15 protein-coding genes are annotated in these 16,310 nt (G+C 67.7%); 8 read left to right on the plus strand and 7 right to left on the minus strand.

Features of this window, described 5'->3' with window-relative positions; translation table 11 throughout:
• Positions 1–41: 41 nt before the first annotated feature.
• Together R3E82_16365 and R3E82_16370 are read right to left on the minus strand one after the other, a co-directional pair.
• The gene (locus R3E82_16365; GenBank protein MEZ5552458.1) at positions 42–1,124 is read right to left on the minus strand and encodes an isocitrate/isopropylmalate family dehydrogenase; all 1,083 of its coding nucleotides are present in this window, start codon (positions 1,122–1,124) and stop codon (positions 42–44) included.
• The gene (locus R3E82_16370) at positions 1,121–2,158 is read right to left on the minus strand and encodes a TIGR03617 family F420-dependent LLM class oxidoreductase (protein ID MEZ5552459.1); all 1,038 of its coding nucleotides are present in this window, start codon (positions 2,156–2,158) and stop codon (positions 1,121–1,123) included. The genes R3E82_16365 and R3E82_16370 overlap by 4 nt, the downstream gene beginning before the upstream one ends.
• 97 nt (positions 2,159–2,255) lie before the next feature.
• On the opposite strand from R3E82_16370, the gene R3E82_16375 reads away from it, so the two are divergent.
• From R3E82_16375 to R3E82_16395, 5 genes are all read left to right on the plus strand, one after another.
• On the plus strand, positions 2,256–3,197 hold the full coding sequence (locus tag R3E82_16375; protein MEZ5552460.1) for a hotdog fold thioesterase: 942 nt from the start codon (positions 2,256–2,258) through the stop codon (positions 3,195–3,197).
• A gap of 26 nt (positions 3,198–3,223) precedes the next feature.
• A complete protein-coding gene (locus R3E82_16380) occupies positions 3,224–4,117 on the plus strand; it encodes an MBL fold metallo-hydrolase (protein ID MEZ5552461.1) in 894 nt (297 codons plus the stop codon).
• Positions 4,114–5,814, plus strand: a complete 1,701-nt coding sequence (locus tag R3E82_16385) for an amidohydrolase family protein (GenBank protein ID MEZ5552462.1) — start codon at positions 4,114–4,116, stop codon at positions 5,812–5,814. Before R3E82_16380 ends, R3E82_16385 begins: the two co-directional genes overlap by 4 nt.
• Positions 5,811–6,989: a cytochrome P450 gene (locus tag R3E82_16390; GenBank protein ID MEZ5552463.1), complete on the plus strand. Its 1,179-nt coding sequence runs from the start codon at positions 5,811–5,813 to the stop codon at positions 6,987–6,989. The genes R3E82_16385 and R3E82_16390 overlap by 4 nt, the downstream gene beginning before the upstream one ends.
• A gap of 67 nt (positions 6,990–7,056) precedes the next feature.
• The gene (locus R3E82_16395; GenBank protein MEZ5552464.1) at positions 7,057–8,208 is read left to right on the plus strand and encodes an amidohydrolase family protein; all 1,152 of its coding nucleotides are present in this window, start codon (positions 7,057–7,059) and stop codon (positions 8,206–8,208) included.
• A gap of 75 nt (positions 8,209–8,283) precedes the next feature.
• Here the strand turns inward: R3E82_16395 and R3E82_16400 are convergent, their stop codons facing one another.
• Entirely contained in the window at positions 8,284–9,903 is a 1,620-nt protein-coding gene (locus tag R3E82_16400; protein MEZ5552465.1) for an NAD(P)/FAD-dependent oxidoreductase, read from the minus strand.
• Between the two features lie 230 nt (positions 9,904–10,133).
• Here R3E82_16400 and R3E82_16405 point away from each other — a divergent pair, with 230 nt between their 5' ends.
• Complete coding sequence (locus R3E82_16405; GenBank protein ID MEZ5552466.1) at positions 10,134–10,940, plus strand: enoyl-CoA hydratase-related protein; 807 nt, start codon at positions 10,134–10,136, stop codon at positions 10,938–10,940.
• Positions 10,941–10,975: 35 nt separating this feature from the next.
• Here R3E82_16405 and R3E82_16410 read toward each other — a convergent pair whose 3' ends face one another.
• The 3 genes from R3E82_16410 to R3E82_16420 form a co-directional block, all read right to left on the minus strand.
• The gene (locus R3E82_16410) at positions 10,976–11,716 is read right to left on the minus strand and encodes an enoyl-CoA hydratase/isomerase family protein (GenBank protein ID MEZ5552467.1); all 741 of its coding nucleotides are present in this window, start codon (positions 11,714–11,716) and stop codon (positions 10,976–10,978) included.
• A 65-nt stretch (positions 11,717–11,781) separates the two neighbouring features.
• A complete protein-coding gene (locus tag R3E82_16415) occupies positions 11,782–12,960 on the minus strand; it encodes an acyl-CoA dehydrogenase family protein (protein MEZ5552468.1) in 1,179 nt (392 codons plus the stop codon).
• 5 nt (positions 12,961–12,965) lie between these two features.
• On the minus strand, positions 12,966–13,718 hold the full coding sequence (locus tag R3E82_16420) for an SDR family NAD(P)-dependent oxidoreductase (protein ID MEZ5552469.1): 753 nt from the start codon (positions 13,716–13,718) through the stop codon (positions 12,966–12,968).
• Positions 13,719–13,861: 143 nt separating this feature from the next.
• On the opposite strand from R3E82_16420, the gene R3E82_16425 reads away from it, so the two are divergent.
• Positions 13,862–14,419, plus strand: coding sequence for a carboxymuconolactone decarboxylase family protein (locus R3E82_16425; protein ID MEZ5552470.1), 558 nt, complete (start codon positions 13,862–13,864; stop codon positions 14,417–14,419).
• 30 nt (positions 14,420–14,449) lie between these two features.
• Positions 14,450–15,256 carry an enoyl-CoA hydratase/isomerase family protein gene (locus R3E82_16430; GenBank protein MEZ5552471.1) on the plus strand — a complete coding sequence of 269 codons (807 nt, stop codon included), beginning with the start codon at positions 14,450–14,452 and terminating at the stop codon, positions 15,254–15,256.
• 187 nt (positions 15,257–15,443) lie between these two features.
• Here R3E82_16430 and R3E82_16435 read toward each other — a convergent pair whose 3' ends face one another.
• On the minus strand, positions 15,444–16,283 hold the full coding sequence (locus R3E82_16435) for an alpha/beta hydrolase (GenBank protein ID MEZ5552472.1): 840 nt from the start codon (positions 16,281–16,283) through the stop codon (positions 15,444–15,446).
• Positions 16,284–16,310: the final 27 nt, after the last annotated feature.

The raw sequence follows: 16,310 nt of genomic DNA on the forward strand, positions 1-16,310 counted from the left end.
TACTATCCGTCTGCGATAGAGCCCCGTCAACCGTCGTCCGCTCATCGACCCCCGATACCCATCGCGCGGGCCACCGCGTTGCAGAATTCGGTCGTGGTGGCGGCGCCGCCCTGATCGGGCGTCAAGCACCGGCCTTCGGCATAGACGCGCTCGACCCCCTCCGTCAACCGCCGGGCCGCCTGCGCACAGCCGAGATAGTCGAGCATCATCGCCGCCGACAACAGCGTGGCCGTCGGGTTGATGGTGTTCGTACCCGCGATGTCCGGGGCGGTGCCGTGGGCGGACTCGAAATAGCCGTAATCCTCGCCGTAGCAGCCGCTAGGGCCGAGGCCGAGACCGCCCACCACCGCCGCGGCGGCATCGGAGAACAGGTCGCCGTAGAGGTTCGGCAGCACAATCACGTCGAACGCCTGCGGCCTCATGACGAGCTTGTGCACGAGATCGTCCGCCAGCAGGCTCTCGAAGGCGACCTCCGGGAACTGCCGTGCGGTTTCGCGAGCCACCTCGAGGAAGTATCCATCCGCCACAGGGGAGATGTTGTGCTTGGTGCCCGTCGTCACCTTCGGCGGCCGTCCACGCTGCTCGGCGCGCTCGAGCGCGAGGGTGCAACCGAACTCGACGATCTTGCGGGTGCGCGCCTCGGTGATGACCTTGAGCGCGAAGCGCCCCTCGCCCATCTGCGCGACCGGACGGCGATGCAACCGGCTGACCAGCCCCACCCCGTCCAGCGATCGCAGATCGCCCTCGACGCCGACGTAGACGTCCTCCGTGTTCTCCCGGACGATCACTAGATCCACCCCGCTCGGGTCGCGCAGCGGGCTGCGCGCACCGGGCATCCACCGGGCCGGACGCACGTTCGCGTAAGTGTCTCGTCCCCAGCGAAGATAGCGCAGCGCCCGACCGCTGGGACCGCTGGTGGCGCCGAACAGGGTCGCATCCGAATCGTCGATGGCCTGCCGGGCCTCGGGTGGAAACGGATCGCCGCTGGCTTCCTGCGCCGGGATGCCCACCTGCGGCCATACCCAGCCGATGTCCAGATCCAGCCGCCCGAGCAGCTCGACGGTGGGCAGGAACGCTTCCGGCGCGGCGTCCTCACCCGGTATCAGGGCGACCGTTTTGCTCATGACGCCGGCCCCGTCACCGCGCGAGCCACCTCCCCCCAGCGCGCCAGATCGGAGGGATTCCGGGCGATCGATTCGCCCGCCAGATACATCACCAGCCGCGACGCCGCGCCGGCATAGCGTTCGCACAGGGCGTCGGCCAGATCGTCCCAGCGTGCGATGACCGCGAAGTGCTCGAGGATCTCGTCGGTGATGACCGCCTGGGCGCCCTGAAGATCGCCGGCTTGCATCCGCTCGCGCAGCTTCGCCGTGGTGCCGGTGAAACCGAGATCGTCGAACTGGAACGCATAGTTCGGCGTCGAACCGTAGAACGCGAGTTGCATCCGTGCGCGCCCGAGCAACGGCTCGCGCTCCTCGGCGATGTCGCCGGGGACCGCGAAAACCGGAATCATCAGATCGACCGCGTCGATCGAGCGCCCAGCGCGCTCCGCGCCTTCCCGCAGCGCCGGCAGGAGGCGTTGACGTATGTAGTGCATCGAGTGCATGGGGTGCACGTGCACGCCGTCCGCGAGCTCGCCCGCCACCCGGCACATGAGCGGGCCCACGGCCGCAATGTCCACCTTGACGTCCTCGTGATCGTGGCGCGGCGGCGCCCACTGGGCCGGCAGATAGCTGAGCTGGTAGTACGGACCCTCGTAGTCGAGCCGCTCTTCGCCCCGGAACGCACGCAGACATGCTCGGACCGCGGCCAGATAGTCGCGCATCTGCGGCGCCGGCTTGTCGAAGACGGCACCGTAGCGGCGGGTCACGTGAGCCTTCACCTGACTGCCCAGACCGAGGCGGAAGCGGCCCTCGGTGTTCCTCGCGAGTTCCCAGGCCACCTGGGCCGAGATCATCGGACTGCGCGGAAATGCGACCGCGATGCCGGTGGAAAAGTCGAGCCGGGGCGCCGCCAGAGCCGCAGCGGTGATCATCATCCACGGCACCTGGCCTGCCTCGGTGAACAACATGCCGGAGAAGCCCGCCTTCTCGAGCCCTGTGGCGAGTTCGGCGGTGCGGCGCCACGACATATTTCCGGCCATCAGATCGAACTTCATGAGCGACTACCCCCTGTGTGTCTACCTGTATGCATGATGACAGAATCGGTGCTAGAGTGGCGAGCGGCATTATTATTGGTGAGGTGCGTGGAAGCCCATGGGTGAGCCGGGAGCAACCCTCGAGCGCCGTCTGCAGAGTTCGCCCTTCTGGCGGCGGGTGGGTTTTCGTTTGGAATCGGCCAGCGAGGGGACCGTGCGCGTGCGTCTGCCCTACCATGAGGGCAACACCACAGCAGCCACCGCGCTGCACGGCGGAGCCATCGCCGCCACGCTGGACGCGGCCGCCATGCTCGCGAGCTGGTCGACCATCGAACGCGACATGGAATCACAGATCGGACGCACCCTCGCCTGCGACGTGAGTTATCTCGCGGGCGCACTCGGAGAGGATATCTTCGGCGAGGCCGAAGTGCTGCGCCGCGGCCGGGAGATCGTCTACAGCCACGCCCGGGCCGTCAATGGCGACGGCAAACTGCTGGCCGTTGCGAACCACATCGCGCAGATCGCTCCGACCGAGCCTCTCCCGGCTGCGCCGACCGATCCGGCGGCGCCGGACTGGCCCGGCGCTCGCACCTCGCGCGGTCTCGGCGCCCTGCCGCAGCCGGATGCCGCACGTGTCGAGCGCAACCTGGAAATACTTCGGGATCTGGACGGCCGCATGCCGTACATGGCGCAGCTCGGTTGGCGGTTTCGCAGCGGGTCGTTCGGCGAGGTGCAATTCGACCTGCCCTGCGCTTCGCACGCCCGCGACGAGGCGGATGGCATTGCGGGCGGCGCGTTGCTCTCCGCCGTGGATCACGCCGGGTCGCTGGCTGCCTGGATGACTTCGAAGCTGGGCAGCCGAGGACTCTTCGGCTCCACCGTGAACACCAAGCTGCAGACGTTCACACCGCTCATCTGCCGGGATTGCATGGTCAGGGCCCGCGCCGCCGCCGGCACGGGTAATTTGATCCATTCCGAGGTGAGTCTGGTGACGGCCGCTGGCGAGCCGGTTGCTGCCGGCTCCACGGTCTACCGGATCGTCGAGCGGCCACGGCGTTGACCATTCATCGTAAACGGAAGGCATCCATGGAAACCTGGCAGATCGGCAACGTCAGCATTCATCGGGTGGTCGACGTCCTGCAGGACATCGACCTCACGTTTCTGCTGCCCGATGCGACTGCTGAGAACCTCGCCCCCATGAGCGCCTGGCTGCGTCCGCACTTCGTCAACGCGGACGGCTCGGTGCCTTTGAGCATTCATACTTTTCTGGTGCGCACGGGGGACGCGACGCTGCTGGTGGACACCTGCATCGGCAACGACAAGCCGCGGCCGCTGCCGGAGTGGGATCACCGGCAGAGCGACTTCCTGAGCCGCCTGGAGGCCGCCGGGGCGCCCCGGCACGGCGTCGACGCGGTGCTGTGCACCCATCTGCACGTGGATCACGTGGGGTGGAACACCATGCGCGAGAACGGCCGCTGGGTGCCGACCTTCCCGAATGCCCGGTATCTGATCGGCCGCGAGGAATGGGGCTATTGGGAGCACGAGGATGATCCGTTCGGGGCCGAGGCGAAGAACGACTCGATCCGGCCGATCATCGAATCGGACCTCGTGGATCTGGTGGAAACGGACCACCAGGTCACCCCGGAAGTCCGACTGGTGCCGACTCCGGGGCACACGCCCGGGCACGTCAGCGTGCTGATCGAGTCCGCCGGCGAACGCGCCATCATCACCGGCGATCTCTTCCATCATCCGGTGCAGTTCGCGCGCCCGCACTGGAAGGACATCGCAGACGTCGACTCCACCACCGCCGAGGCGAGCCGGCAAGCCTTCATGCAGCGCTTCGGGCGCGACACCCTCGTACTCGGCACCCACTTCGCCTCGCCCACCTCCGGTCGCATCGTCGCCGACGGTGATACGTTCCGGTTCGATGCCACCCTCCGACTGAATTCGCTGCGACCGGCAAGGAGCACACGAACATGACACAGCACGACATGGTCATCCGCGGCGGCCGCGTGATCGACGGCACCGGCCGGACCGCCTTCACCGCCGATATTGCCATCGACGGCGGCCTCATCCGCGAGGTCGGACGGGTGGCCGCCCGTGGTCAGCGGGAGATCGACGCCGACGGCGCGCTGGTCACGCCCGGCTTCGTCGACATCCACACCCACTACGACGGCCAGGCCACCTGGTCGAACCGCATGTCGCCGTCGAGTCACCACGGCGTCACCACGGTTGTAATGGGCAACTGCGGCGTTGGCTTCGCGCCGTGCCGGTCTGCCGATCACGAGATGCTGATCGAGCTGATGGAAGGGGTCGAGGACATCCCAGCGGCCGTGCTCGCCGAAGGTATCCGCTGGCAGTGGGAAACCTTCCCGGAGTACCTGGATTTCCTGGGATCGCGGCAGTACGACATGGACCTGGGCGCCCAGCTGCCCCACGGGGCGCTGCGCGTCTACGTGATGGGCCAGCGCGGCGCCGACCGGGAACCTGCCACCGCCGACGACATCGCCGCCATGCGCGCAATCACCGCCGAAGCCGTGCGCGCCGGCGCGCTCGGATTCTCGAGCTCCCGCACGCTCAACCACCGCAGCAGCCGGGGGGAGCCGACGCCGTCGCTGAAGGCCGAGCTCGACGAGTTGCTGGGCATTGCCGCCGGCCTCCGGGACGCCGGCCGGGGCGTGATCGAGATGATCTCCGACTTCGGCGACCTGGACGAGGAATTCTCGTTCCTCGAGGCCATGGTGCACGCGAGCGGGCGGCCCATGTCGATCTCCCTCGCCCAAGGCATCAGTCCCCAGGGCTGGCGCAAGCTGCTGGAGCGGATCGAGCACGCCAACGCCCGCGGCCTGCCCATGCGGGGGCAGGTGGCGCCTCGCGGTATCGGCATCCTGATGGGGCACGCCACCACATTGAACCCGTTCTCCACCCGTCCGAGCTTCAAGGAAATAGCCGACCTGCCGCTGCGCGAACGCCTCGCCGCCCTGCGCGACCCGGGTCGCAAGGCCCGCATCCTGGAGGAGCAGCCGATGCCGGGCTTCGCGCGACTGTTCGCCGTGATGGCCGGCGGCCAGAAGCTGTGGGAGCTGGGAGATCCACCCGATTACGAGCCCGCTCCGCAGGATTCCATAGCCGCCCGGGCGCACGCCGTCGGCGCCGACCCCTGGAGCTTCGTCTACGATCTGCTGCTCGAGCGGGACGGCCAGGTCATCCTGTACACGCCGTTCGCCAACTACGCCGAGAACAACCTCGACTGTTGTCGGGAGATGCTGCTGCACGAGAACACGGTGCCCGGCCTGGGCGATGGCGGCGCCCACGTCGGTACTATCTGCGATGCGAGCTTCGTAACGTCGCTGCTGACCCATTGGGGGCGGGACCGCAAACGTGGCGGCCTGATCGGTCTCGAGACGCTGGTCCGGCGGCAGAGCCGCGATACGGCGGCCGCGGTTGGCCTCGACGACCGGGGTGAACTCGTGCCGGGCAAGCGGGCGGATCTGAACCTCATCGACTTCGATGCGCTTCGGGTGCGCGCCCCCCACATCGTTCACGATCTGCCGGCTGGCGGGCCGCGGCTGCAGCAGCAGGCCGACGGATTCCTGGCCACCCTGGTTGCGGGGGAGATCACCTACCAGCAGGGAGAGGCGACCGGCGCGCTGCCCGGTCGGCTGATTCGCCCGTGAATGCGCGGCTGAATCTGATGTCGCCGTCGTTTCTGGCGGATCCCTATCCGGCCTACGCGCAGCTTCGCGCCGGAGCCGAGGCAGTGCCCGTGGACCCCGGCGGCATGTGGGCAGTGACGGCGCTCGACCGGGTGGTGGAGGTGCTGAAGCGTCCCGAGGCGTTCTCCTCCGAGCCTTCGGAGCACGACCGCGAGCGTCTGTTCGAACGCGCCTTCGGCGGCGCCAACATGATCGCGTCCGACAATCCTACCCATGACCGGCTGCGCGGCATTCTGCACAAGCGGTTCACTCCTGCCCGGATGCGCTCGCTGGCGGGGCGCATCGACGCGCTGTGCCGCGAACTGCTCGACGACGTGGCGGACGAGCCTGAATTCGACCTCGTCAGCGCGTTCACCGTGCCGCTACCGGTGATCATCATCTCGGAGCTGCTGGGCGTGGAGCGGAGCCGGATAAGCGACTTCAAGCGCTGGTCGAACGGCCTGGTGGCGATCATCAACGGCGCTTCCGGGGAGGCGCGGGAACAGGCGCTGGCCGAGGTATTCGAGCTCGCCGGTTACCTTGCGGCGGCGGCCGACCAACGTCGCGCCGCAGCGAGCGACGATCTGATCGGCCTGCTGGTGGCCGCCGAGCGCGAACCCGGGCGCCTGTCCGCGGGCGAGGTGTTGTCCTATTGCATACTGCTGCTGGCCGCCGGCAACGAGACGACCACGAATCTCCTCGGCGGGCTGACCGCTGCGCTGGCCGCGAACCCTGATCAGCTCGAGCGCCTCGAGCGCGACCCCGCGCTGATCGAACGCGCGGTCGAGGAGGGGCTGCGTTACTGCTCGCCGGTGCAGGGGCTGTTTCGCCGCGTACGCGCCGACACCCGTCTCGGCGACACGACGATTCCCGCAGGATCGCGGGTCTGGGTCAGCTACGGCGCGGCCAACCACGATCCCGACCGCTTCGCCGAGCCCGATCGCTTCGACATCGGCCGCGACTGCCGGGGCCACGTGGGCTTCGGCTGGGGGCTGCACTTCTGCCTGGGCTCCCATCTCGCGCGCACCGAGGCCCGGGTCGCGTTGACGCACCTCGTACCGCTGCTGCGACGCGCGGAGCTGGAAACGCCGGTGCCCTGGCTGCCCTCCTGGGTGGTACGAGGGCCGCAGGCGCTGCTCATCAGGCGGGCGGCCTGATGGGTGGCCCGACCGCAGGCTCGAGCGGCACATCGGGACGAGTCAAGAAAAAACCGGAGGTCCAATCATGATTCCCAGAGGTATCATTTCCGCCGATGGCCACATCTGCGAGCCCCCGAACTGCTACGTCGACTTCATCGATCCGAAGTACCGCGACGACGCACCACGGATCGTCGAGCAACCGGACGGCACCGAGGCGTTCGTGATCAAGGGCATGAAGAAGCCGGTGGCGCTCGGCTTCATCGACGGGGCCGGCTTCGGCGTCCGGGAGCGTCTGGAGCGCGCCAGGCGCATCCGTTTTTCCGACATCCGCGAGGCCGCCTACGGGGGCAAGGCCCGCCTGCCGTACATGGACCAGGACGGCCTTGCCGCCGAGATCATCTACGCGTCCGTCGGCATGGGCCTGTGCATGCACCGCGAGCCGGACTACAAGGACGCCTGCATGCAGGCCTACAATCGCTGGCTCCAGAGCATGTGCAGCGAGGCGCCCGACCGCATCTTCGGACTCGCCCAGACCGCCGTGCTGGACGTGGACTCCGCCATTGCGGATTTCCGTCGCGCCCGGCAGATGGGCATGGTCGGCATGATGATGCCGGGGGACCCGGTTCAGGAGGACTATGACCACCCGGATTACGATGCGCTTTGGGAGTGTGCGGTGGATCTCCAGCTTCCGGTCTGCTTCCACATTCTCACCTCACGCGCCGGCAGCCTGCACACCAAGCCCCGCGGACACGCCCTGAACAACTTCCTCGGCATCATCCGCGCCGTGCAGGACGTGGTGGGGCTGTTCGTGCTGGGCGGGGTGTTCGAGCGGCATCCGAAGCTGAAGCTGGTGGTGGCGGAGAGCGATGTGGGCTGGCTGCCGCACTACATGTACCGCATGGACCACGCCGCCATGATCCACGCGGAAGACGGCATCATCAAAGGTCTGTCGAAACTGCCCAGCGAATACGTGCGCAGCAATGTCTATGCGACCTTTCAGGACGACCGCACGGCATTTCAGTCCCTGCACATGATCGATCACCGCCACCTGCTGTGGGCCAGCGATTTCCCCCACACCGACTCCACCTGGCCACGCTCACAACAGCTCATCGCCGAGCAGACCGGGCACCTGACAGAGCAGCAGAAGCAGGACATCCTGCGCGACAACACGGCCCGCGTGTTCAACCTGCCGGCGGGCGCGGAAAGCTGGCGGATGGCGGGAGAGGCAGTGCCCTGAACAACGTGCCGGGCTGCCTGAGGGCTGAAGCCTCCGCTCCGAAACACCTAGTCGAAGACCGGGGTCTCGACGTGGTCACCCAATTCGGAAACCTTCGTAGCCATTCCGCGCACAGGTGTCGCAATGGTCCAGATAGATTCGAACGCCGGGGTGAAACAGCAGCTCGCGGCGCTTGCCCGGCACGTTGGCGCCCATGTACCACGAATCGGCGCGGGACAGGAGGGTCATCTCCGAGAGGTCGTGCATGTGCTTCACCCAGGCATCGGCCGCCTCCTCCGTGGCCTCGATGCGCGTCCGCCCCTGCGCCCGGAGCCGGCGCAGACAGTCGACCACCCATTCCCCCTGAACTTCGGCGCAGGTCGGGCCGTTGCAGAATGCAGTGGGGCTCTGCGGGCCGTAGAGCATGAGCATGTTGGGAAATCCCGGCACGCCGTAGCCGAGATGCGTGCGCACGCCATCGGCCCAGTAGTCCCGCAGCCGGCGGCCGTCCACACCGCGCACGTCCATGCGCGTGAAGCCGCCCGTGCCGGCGTCGAAGCCGGTGGCCAGCACCAGCACGTCCAGTTCGTGTAGCGCCGCTGCCGTGCGCACGCCCCGGGGGGTGATCACCTCGATCGGGTCCTCGCGCAGATCCACGAGGGTGGTGTTGTCCTGGTTGAACACCTCGAAGTACCACTGCTCGAGCGACGGGCGCTTGGCGCCGAACGGATGCGGCGCCTCGGCAGGCGCCAGCTTTTCCGCGAGTGCAGGATCCTTGATCCGGGCACGCGTCTTGTCCCGCCAGAAGCGATAGGCTTCCCGGTTGGAGGCCTCGTTGTACAGCACGTCGGCGAAGGTGCCTGCCCAGAAGTGGAAGCCGCCCTTCTGCCACGCGTCCTCGAACACGGCCAGCCGCTCGTCCTCGGAAGCCTCCATGGCCGAGCGCGGGTCGGGAACGAGGTCGTAGAACGATGACGGTCCATGATTGCGCCGGTCGAAGATGGCCGAATACTCCTCCTTCATCTTGGCCTGCTCAGCCGCGTCGAGACGCCGCTGGCGCATGGGCAGAGCCAGCATCGGCGTGCGCTGGAAAACCGTGGTGTGGGACGCCACCCGCCCGGCTTCCTGAATCACCTGCACGCCACTGGCGCCGGTGCCGATCACGCCCACCCGCTTGCCGGCGAGCTCGACGCCGTGCTGGGGCCAGCGGGCCGTGTGGTGGCAGGGGCCGGCGAAGGTCTCGAGTCCGGGATAATCGGGAACGTACGCCTGCGCCGCGAAGCCGAGACAGGGGACGAAGAAACGCGCCCGTACCTGATGCCCATCCTCGGTGCGGATCAGCCACTCGTCCTGCTCGGCGTCGAACCGCGCCTCGGTCACCCGGGTGTCGAACCGGACATCGCGGCTGATGTCCAGCTTGCGGTCGACGTGCTGGAAGTACGCCCGCAGCTCCTGCCAGGAGGGAAAGCGCTCGCTCCAGGTCCAGTCCTGCCACACCTCCGGAATAGAAAATTCGTAGTTCGGCACGTGAGAATCCACCCGGGCGCCGGGGTAGCAGTTCCAGTACCAGATGCCGCCGAGCTCGTGACCGGCATCGAAGATCCGGGCCTTGAAGCCTTCCTGCCGCAGCCGGTAGAGCTGATACACGCCGTTGAAACCCGCGCCCACGATGAGCGCGTCCAGCCGTTCCGTTTCCGCTTCGACTCTGTCGACCATGTCCTCGATACCTCACCACGCCGTTGTGCTCGATGGTTGCTACGCTTACGGATTCCAAGCGGGACCGTAACGATGGGCCGGTCATAGGTCGCTCTCGCGTCGAAGCCGCGGATCCGGGCGCCTGACAATAGTCCGTAAGCGCGCTTATCATACCCCAGACCCGCGGCCGATTCGAACCGGCAACGGCCGTATCATTCCTGCAACCCATGCAACGCAAAGGAAACCAGCCCATGCCCCATCTCGACTACCAGAAACGCGACGGCATCGCCTACCTGGTCATGAACCGCCCCGAGCGGCGCAACGCGCTGAGCCCACAGATGATCGTGGAAATGGCCGAGGCCTGGCAGGACTTCCGCGACGACCGGGAGGCGCGCGTGGCGATCCTCACCGGCGCGGGCGACCGCGCCTTCTGCGCCGGCGCCGATCTCGGGCTGCTGATACCGCTGTTGTCCGGCTCCCGCAAGCCGGAGGACGAGCACGACGAGGCGCTACTCGCTGACCGCTCGCTGATGCAGAAAGCCCTGCTTCGCGACTTCGAGCTGTACAAGCCGGTGATCGCCGCCGTCAACGGCTTTGCCCTGGCGGGCGGCACAGAGATTCTGCAGGCGACCGATCTGCGGATTGCCGCCGAGCACGCCGAGTTCGGGCTCTCTGAGGTGATGCGCGGGATCATCCCTGCGGGCGGCTCTCTGGTGCGCCTGGCACGGCAGATCCCCTACTGCAAGGCCATGCAGATTCTCTTGACCGGCGATCGCATGAGCGCCGAGGAAGCCTACCGGATCGGGCTGATCAACGAGGTGGTGCCGGCTGCCGAGGTACTCGACCGCGCCGAAGCACTCGCGGCCCGCATTGCCGAAAACGGCCCGCTCGCGGTAGCCGCCTGCAAGGAAGCCGTCATCCGCACCAGCGGATTGCCGCTCAACGACGCGTTTCGCATCGAGAACGAGCTCGCCGGCCGGGTCATGCGATCGAGGGACGCGATCGAAGGCCCGCGTGCCTTCATGGAGAAGCGCAAGCCCGAGTTCCGCGGTGAATGAACACCCCGACCAGGTGCCGGGTCATCGTCACGGGTTCAGTTGAACCTCGGCTCACGACGCTCCCGGAAGGCCGCCAGGCCTTCCGCGGCATCGTCGCCGAGCAAGACGTCCACGACCCGCTCGCGCTCCAGCGCCAGTGCGTCCTGCAGCGGCAGATCGAGCCCCTCCCGCGCGAGGCGCTTCATGGCGGCCAGACCCGTCCGGCTGCGGCCGCTCAGCTCGGACGCCAGTTCCAGGGCCCGCTCGTCGAGCACGGTTGCGGGGACCACGTCGTTGACCAGCCCCCAACTCCGCGCCTCGTCCACCTCGAGCCAGCGCGCCGAGTACATCAACTCGAGGGCCCGCCGAAGCCCCACCAGACGCGCCAGCCGCTGGGTGCCGCCCCACCCCGGCACCAGGCCGTAGCGCGCGTGCTGGCAGCCGATCCGGGCATCCTCCGCCGCCAGCACCACATCGACCGCCATCATCAGCTCCAGCCCGCCGGCGAGGCAGTAGCCCTGCACCGCCGCGACCACCGGCAACGGACAGGCCTCGAGGCGCAGCAACACCTCGTGGCCCCGGGCGATGAACTCGGCGAGCCGGTCCCGGTCTTTCCGCCGCGCGCTCACCTCGCCGAGGTCGGCGCCGGCGCAGAAGTGCGGTCCCTCGGCGACGATCAGTATCGCGTGCACGTCGTCCGCCGCCTCCGCCGCCATGAGCCGCGCCTCGATGGCGTCGAGAAGCTCGAGGCACAGGCTGTTCAGACGATCGGGGCGGTTCAGCGCCAGCACGGCCACCCCACGCTCGTGCCTCCACCTCAGCATCCCGGCCATGTCGCCCCCTCCCGCTTCGACCGGCGCCGTCAGTACGGCACCGCCACGCGCCCGATCTTCTCTCTCGCGATGATCATCTTCTGAATCTGCGCCGTGCCATCGCCGATCTGCAGCCCGAGGATGTCGCGCAGCCGCTGCTGATGGGGCAGCTCCTTGCTGTATCCACCGTGGCCGTGGGTCAGCAGACAGCGGTGCACCGTGTCGAACGCCACCTTCGGCGCCCACCACTTGCACATGGCGGCCTCCGCGGTGTGTGGCTCGCCGCGATCGCGCCTCGCCAACGTCTCGTAGCAGAGCAGCCGCGCCGCCCGCAGCCACGTCTCGGATTCGGCGAGCGGCTCGGTCACTCCCTGATAGCGGGCGATGGGCGCCCCGAACGCTTCGCGCTCGGTCACATACTGCCAGGTCTCCTCCAGCGAAGCGGCAGCCGCCCCGAGACACTGAAGCCCGATCAGCGCCCGACTGTAATCGAAGCCGCGCATCACCTGGCGGAAACCTTCGCCCTCCGGGCCGACTCGCCAGCGCTCCGGCACCGCCACGCCGTCGAAGAACACGCTGCCGCGCCCCACCGCGCCGGAACCCACGTCGTCGAAGATGGTACGGGTGATGCCTTCCTGGTCCAGAGGAATCAGAAACGCCGAGACCCCTCCGGCCCCCGGCACGTCCGGGTCGGTGCGCGCGAAAAGCAGGATGCGATCGGCCTGACCGATGAGCGAGATCGAAGTCTTCTCCCCGCTCAAGTGATATCCGCCGCCCCGGCGCTCGGCCCGGAACGACAAATGCGCCGCATCAGAGCCGCCGCGGGGCTCGGTGAGCCCCAGCGCCACCAGGGACTCGCCGCGGCAGATGGCAGGCACCACTTCCTCGGCGAGCTCGCCTGCCGAAGCCGCCAGCATGCTGCCGGTGAGTGAGGCCAGCAGCTGCACGTAGGCCACGTTCATGTCCGCCCTGGCCACTTCTTCCATGATGACACCCGCCACACGCGCGCCGAGTCCCATCCCCCCCAGGCGTTCCGGCAGCTCGACGCCGATCAGGCCGAGCTCGCCCATCCGGACGATCAGCTCCTCCTCGATGCGGCCGAGCCGCTCTCTCGCCTCGTAGCCGGGGGCGAGCTCGCCCGCCGCGAAGGCGCGCGCCGCATCGCGCACGGCATCACCGGCCTCGTGCTCCGGCATCGGATAGCCACGCGTGCCATCTCTATCTGCCATGGTGCTCATCCATGCATGGTTAGACCGCCGGACACACTGATGGTCTGGCCGGTGATGTAGCCTGATGCCGGCGACAGAAACAGACTGACCACCTCGCAGAAGTCCTCCGGGCGGGCCAGGCGCCCCATGGGGATGGCCCGCTCGAGCGCCTTGACCAGCTTTCCGCCCCCGGCGGCGTCGACGCTCGCGAGCAACGGCGTGTCGGTCGGCCCCGGGCACACCGCGTTGAAGGTCACCCCCCGACGGGCGAACTCCCGCGCCAGGGTTTTCATCAGCGCGATGATGCCGCCTTTTGCGGCCGAGTAGACCGCCTCCCCGGACGATCCGACGCGGCCGGCATCCGATCCGATGCTGACCACCCGCCCTTCCTGCCGATCCTGCAGGCGCCGGCAGACGGCGTGGGTCACGTTCAACGGACCCACGAGATTGATGGCCAAAACCTTGTTCCAGAACTCGGGGCCGGTGTCCACGAACGGTCGTGCGTCGTCCCAGCCGGCGTTGTTCACGAGCCCATATACCGGCCCGGCATCCTCTTCGAACCGCTGCACGGCCGCCTCGACCGCCTCGTAGTCCGAAATGTCGACACGGTAGGCGGACGCGGTACCCGACGTGGCGGTCGCTGCTTCCTCTGCCGCCGGACCGTTGATATCGAATATGCCTACGTGCGCTCCCTCGGCCGCAAGATGCGCCACCAGCGCACGGCCGATGCCGCTGGCTCCCCCAGTCACGATGATGGGGCGACCGTCGAACTTGCTCATTTGCACCCTCCCGTGCCGTGTGCCTTGCCCGGGTGCTTTCCGTCATGTCGCACGCCGGGGCGCTCCCATCATAACGGAGTGTGGACATACCATGTAAGTGACCTTACCGTATGGCAAACCCTCAGGAGACGAGGAGAGTGCGCGTGAACCTCCCGACCCGCATCGAGCCACTGCCGGAATCCCAATGGACCGACGAGCAGCGCCAGATGGCCGCACCCCTCGAGGCCCGCTACGGCATGGTTTTCAACGTCCTGAAAACACTGATGCGCCATATGCCGCTACTGGAAAGCTGGAACCCTCTCGCCGGCTACCTGATGACCGGGTCGAGCCTGTCGCCGCGACACCGGGAGCTTCTGATCATGCGCGTGGCGTGGCAGACCGGGTCGGACTACGAATGGGGTCAGCACGTGCTGATGAGCCAGGCGGCGGGGCTGTCGGAGAAGGATCATCGTCGCATCAAGGCCGGGCCGGACGATCCCGGTTGGCCGGCCATCGAGCGAGCGCTGCTGAAAGCCGCCGATGAGCTGCTCGACGAGCAGTACGTCTCCGAGCCGACCTGGCAGTCGCTCGCCGACCAGCTCACCGAGGAGCAGCGCATCGACGCCATTTTCACCGTCGGGCAGTACGCGATGCTGGCGATGGCGCTGAAGACGCTGGGTGTGAAACGCGAGCCGGGCGTACCGGGATTCGACGGCGGATGATGTCCGTGCCATGAGGAAGGAGAGCAATTCATGACCGACGCCTGGTTCGACAAATATGCGGGTCTGCGTTTCGAGCGCCGCGACCACGGCATCCTGCTGATCACCATCGACCGGCCCGAGCACAAGAACGCCACGGACGCGCCGCTGCATAATGCGCTCAGCCGGGTGTGGCTCGACGTCGATGACGACCCAGAGGTGCGGGTCGTCGTGGTCACGGGCGCCGGCGACGCCTTCTCGGCGGGCGGCGATCTCGCCTGGATCGAGACGATGATCGGCGACTACGACGGCATGAAGGTCGCCTTCCGGGAGGCCGGCGACATCGTCTACAACATGAGCAGCTGCTCGAAGATCATCATATCCGCCATCAACGGCGTCGCCGTCGGGGCCGGGCTCGCGGTGGCTCTGATGGCGGACATCAGCCTCATCGCCGAGGAGGCGCGCATCACCGACGGTCACCTTCGCCTGGGCGTCGCCGCGGGTGATCATGCGAACATCATCTGGCCGCTCCTGTGCGGGCTGGCGAAGGCCAAGTACTACCTCATCACGTCGGACTTCATCGACGGACGAACGGCCGACCAGATCGGCCTCGTATCGAAGGCCGTACCGCGGGAATCCCTCATGGAGGAAGCCATGACCGTGGCCACGAAGATTGCCACGGGGCCCCAGGACGCGGCCCGCTGGACCAAGCGCGCTCTCAATCTGTGGGTGAAGCAGGCGGCTCCGGCATTCGATGCGAGCCTCGGCTTCGAGATGCTGAACTTCCTGGGGCACGACGCCGCCGAGGGGGCCGCGGCGCTGCGCGAGAAGCGAAAGCCGAAGTTTCCCAGCGCGCAGTAAAGGTACGCCGGGGTGGCATCCGATCGATGCCGATCGGATCGCTCTGATAAGTGGCATAACACTGGCGGCGCCAATACTCCGACGGCTTCCTAGGAGCGCCTCTTTGTCGGCCCCACGCTGTCCATGCGCCGGCCGAGCCCGAGCCCCCACCTGGTTCAAGATACCTCCTTCGCCGTTTCGCCGTCTCTCACGGCACGTCGTTCACGTCTCCCGGCGGCCCCTGGTGATGCGGATGCGGCTCGTGGGCCGGCTGCACCGGCTCCCCGTCCACGGGCACCACGCGAGCGAGAAACTCGATCACGGCGTTGGCGAACACGTCGTTGCGATCACCGGCCACCATGTGGCCGGCTTCGGCCACGTTGGCGTACTCGGCTTGCGGACACAGCCCGAGAAACTCCTGCGCCCCTTCCTCGCTCAGCACGTCCGAGAGCCCGCCGCGCACCAGCAGCGTCGGCAGGCTGAGCGCCCGGGCGCACGCCGTCAGGCGCGCGTGACGCTTGTCGACGTCCCGATGGCCGGTGCGGAAGAGGGGGTCCCAGTGCCAGTGAAAGCGGCCGTCGCCGCCGAGGCGCACGTTCTTGGCGAGCCCGGACAGGTCCTTCGGCCGCTTGCGATGCGGCTGGTAGCTGGCGATGGCGTTGGCAACCTCCTCGAGCGACTCGAACCCCTCCGGTTTGAGGCTCATGAACGCCTGAATCTTCTGCACGCCGTGTGGCTCGATGCGGTGACCGATGTCCACCAGCACGAGCGCGGTGGCGTCGATATAGTCCTCACCGCACGCGACCAGGCTCACGCCGCCCCCCATCGAAGCCCCGACCAGCACCGGACGGCGGTTGCCGAGCTGTTCCAGCACCCGGCACAGGTCCGCCACCATGACGTCCTGGCCGTAGACGCCGTCGGGTGCCCAATCGGAATCGCCGTGCCCGCGTGCGTCCAGCGCGATGGCGTGATAACCCGCAGCGCCGAGCCTCTCGCCGGTGCCCTTCCAGGCGTGGCGGGTCTGTCCGCCACCGTGCTGGAAAATCACCAGCGGCCCTGCGGGGTCACCCCACTA

The sequence above is a fragment of the Pseudomonadales bacterium genome (assembly GCA_041395945.1).
In the GTDB taxonomy this organism is placed as follows: domain Bacteria; phylum Pseudomonadota; class Gammaproteobacteria; order Pseudomonadales; family Azotimanducaceae; genus SZUA-309.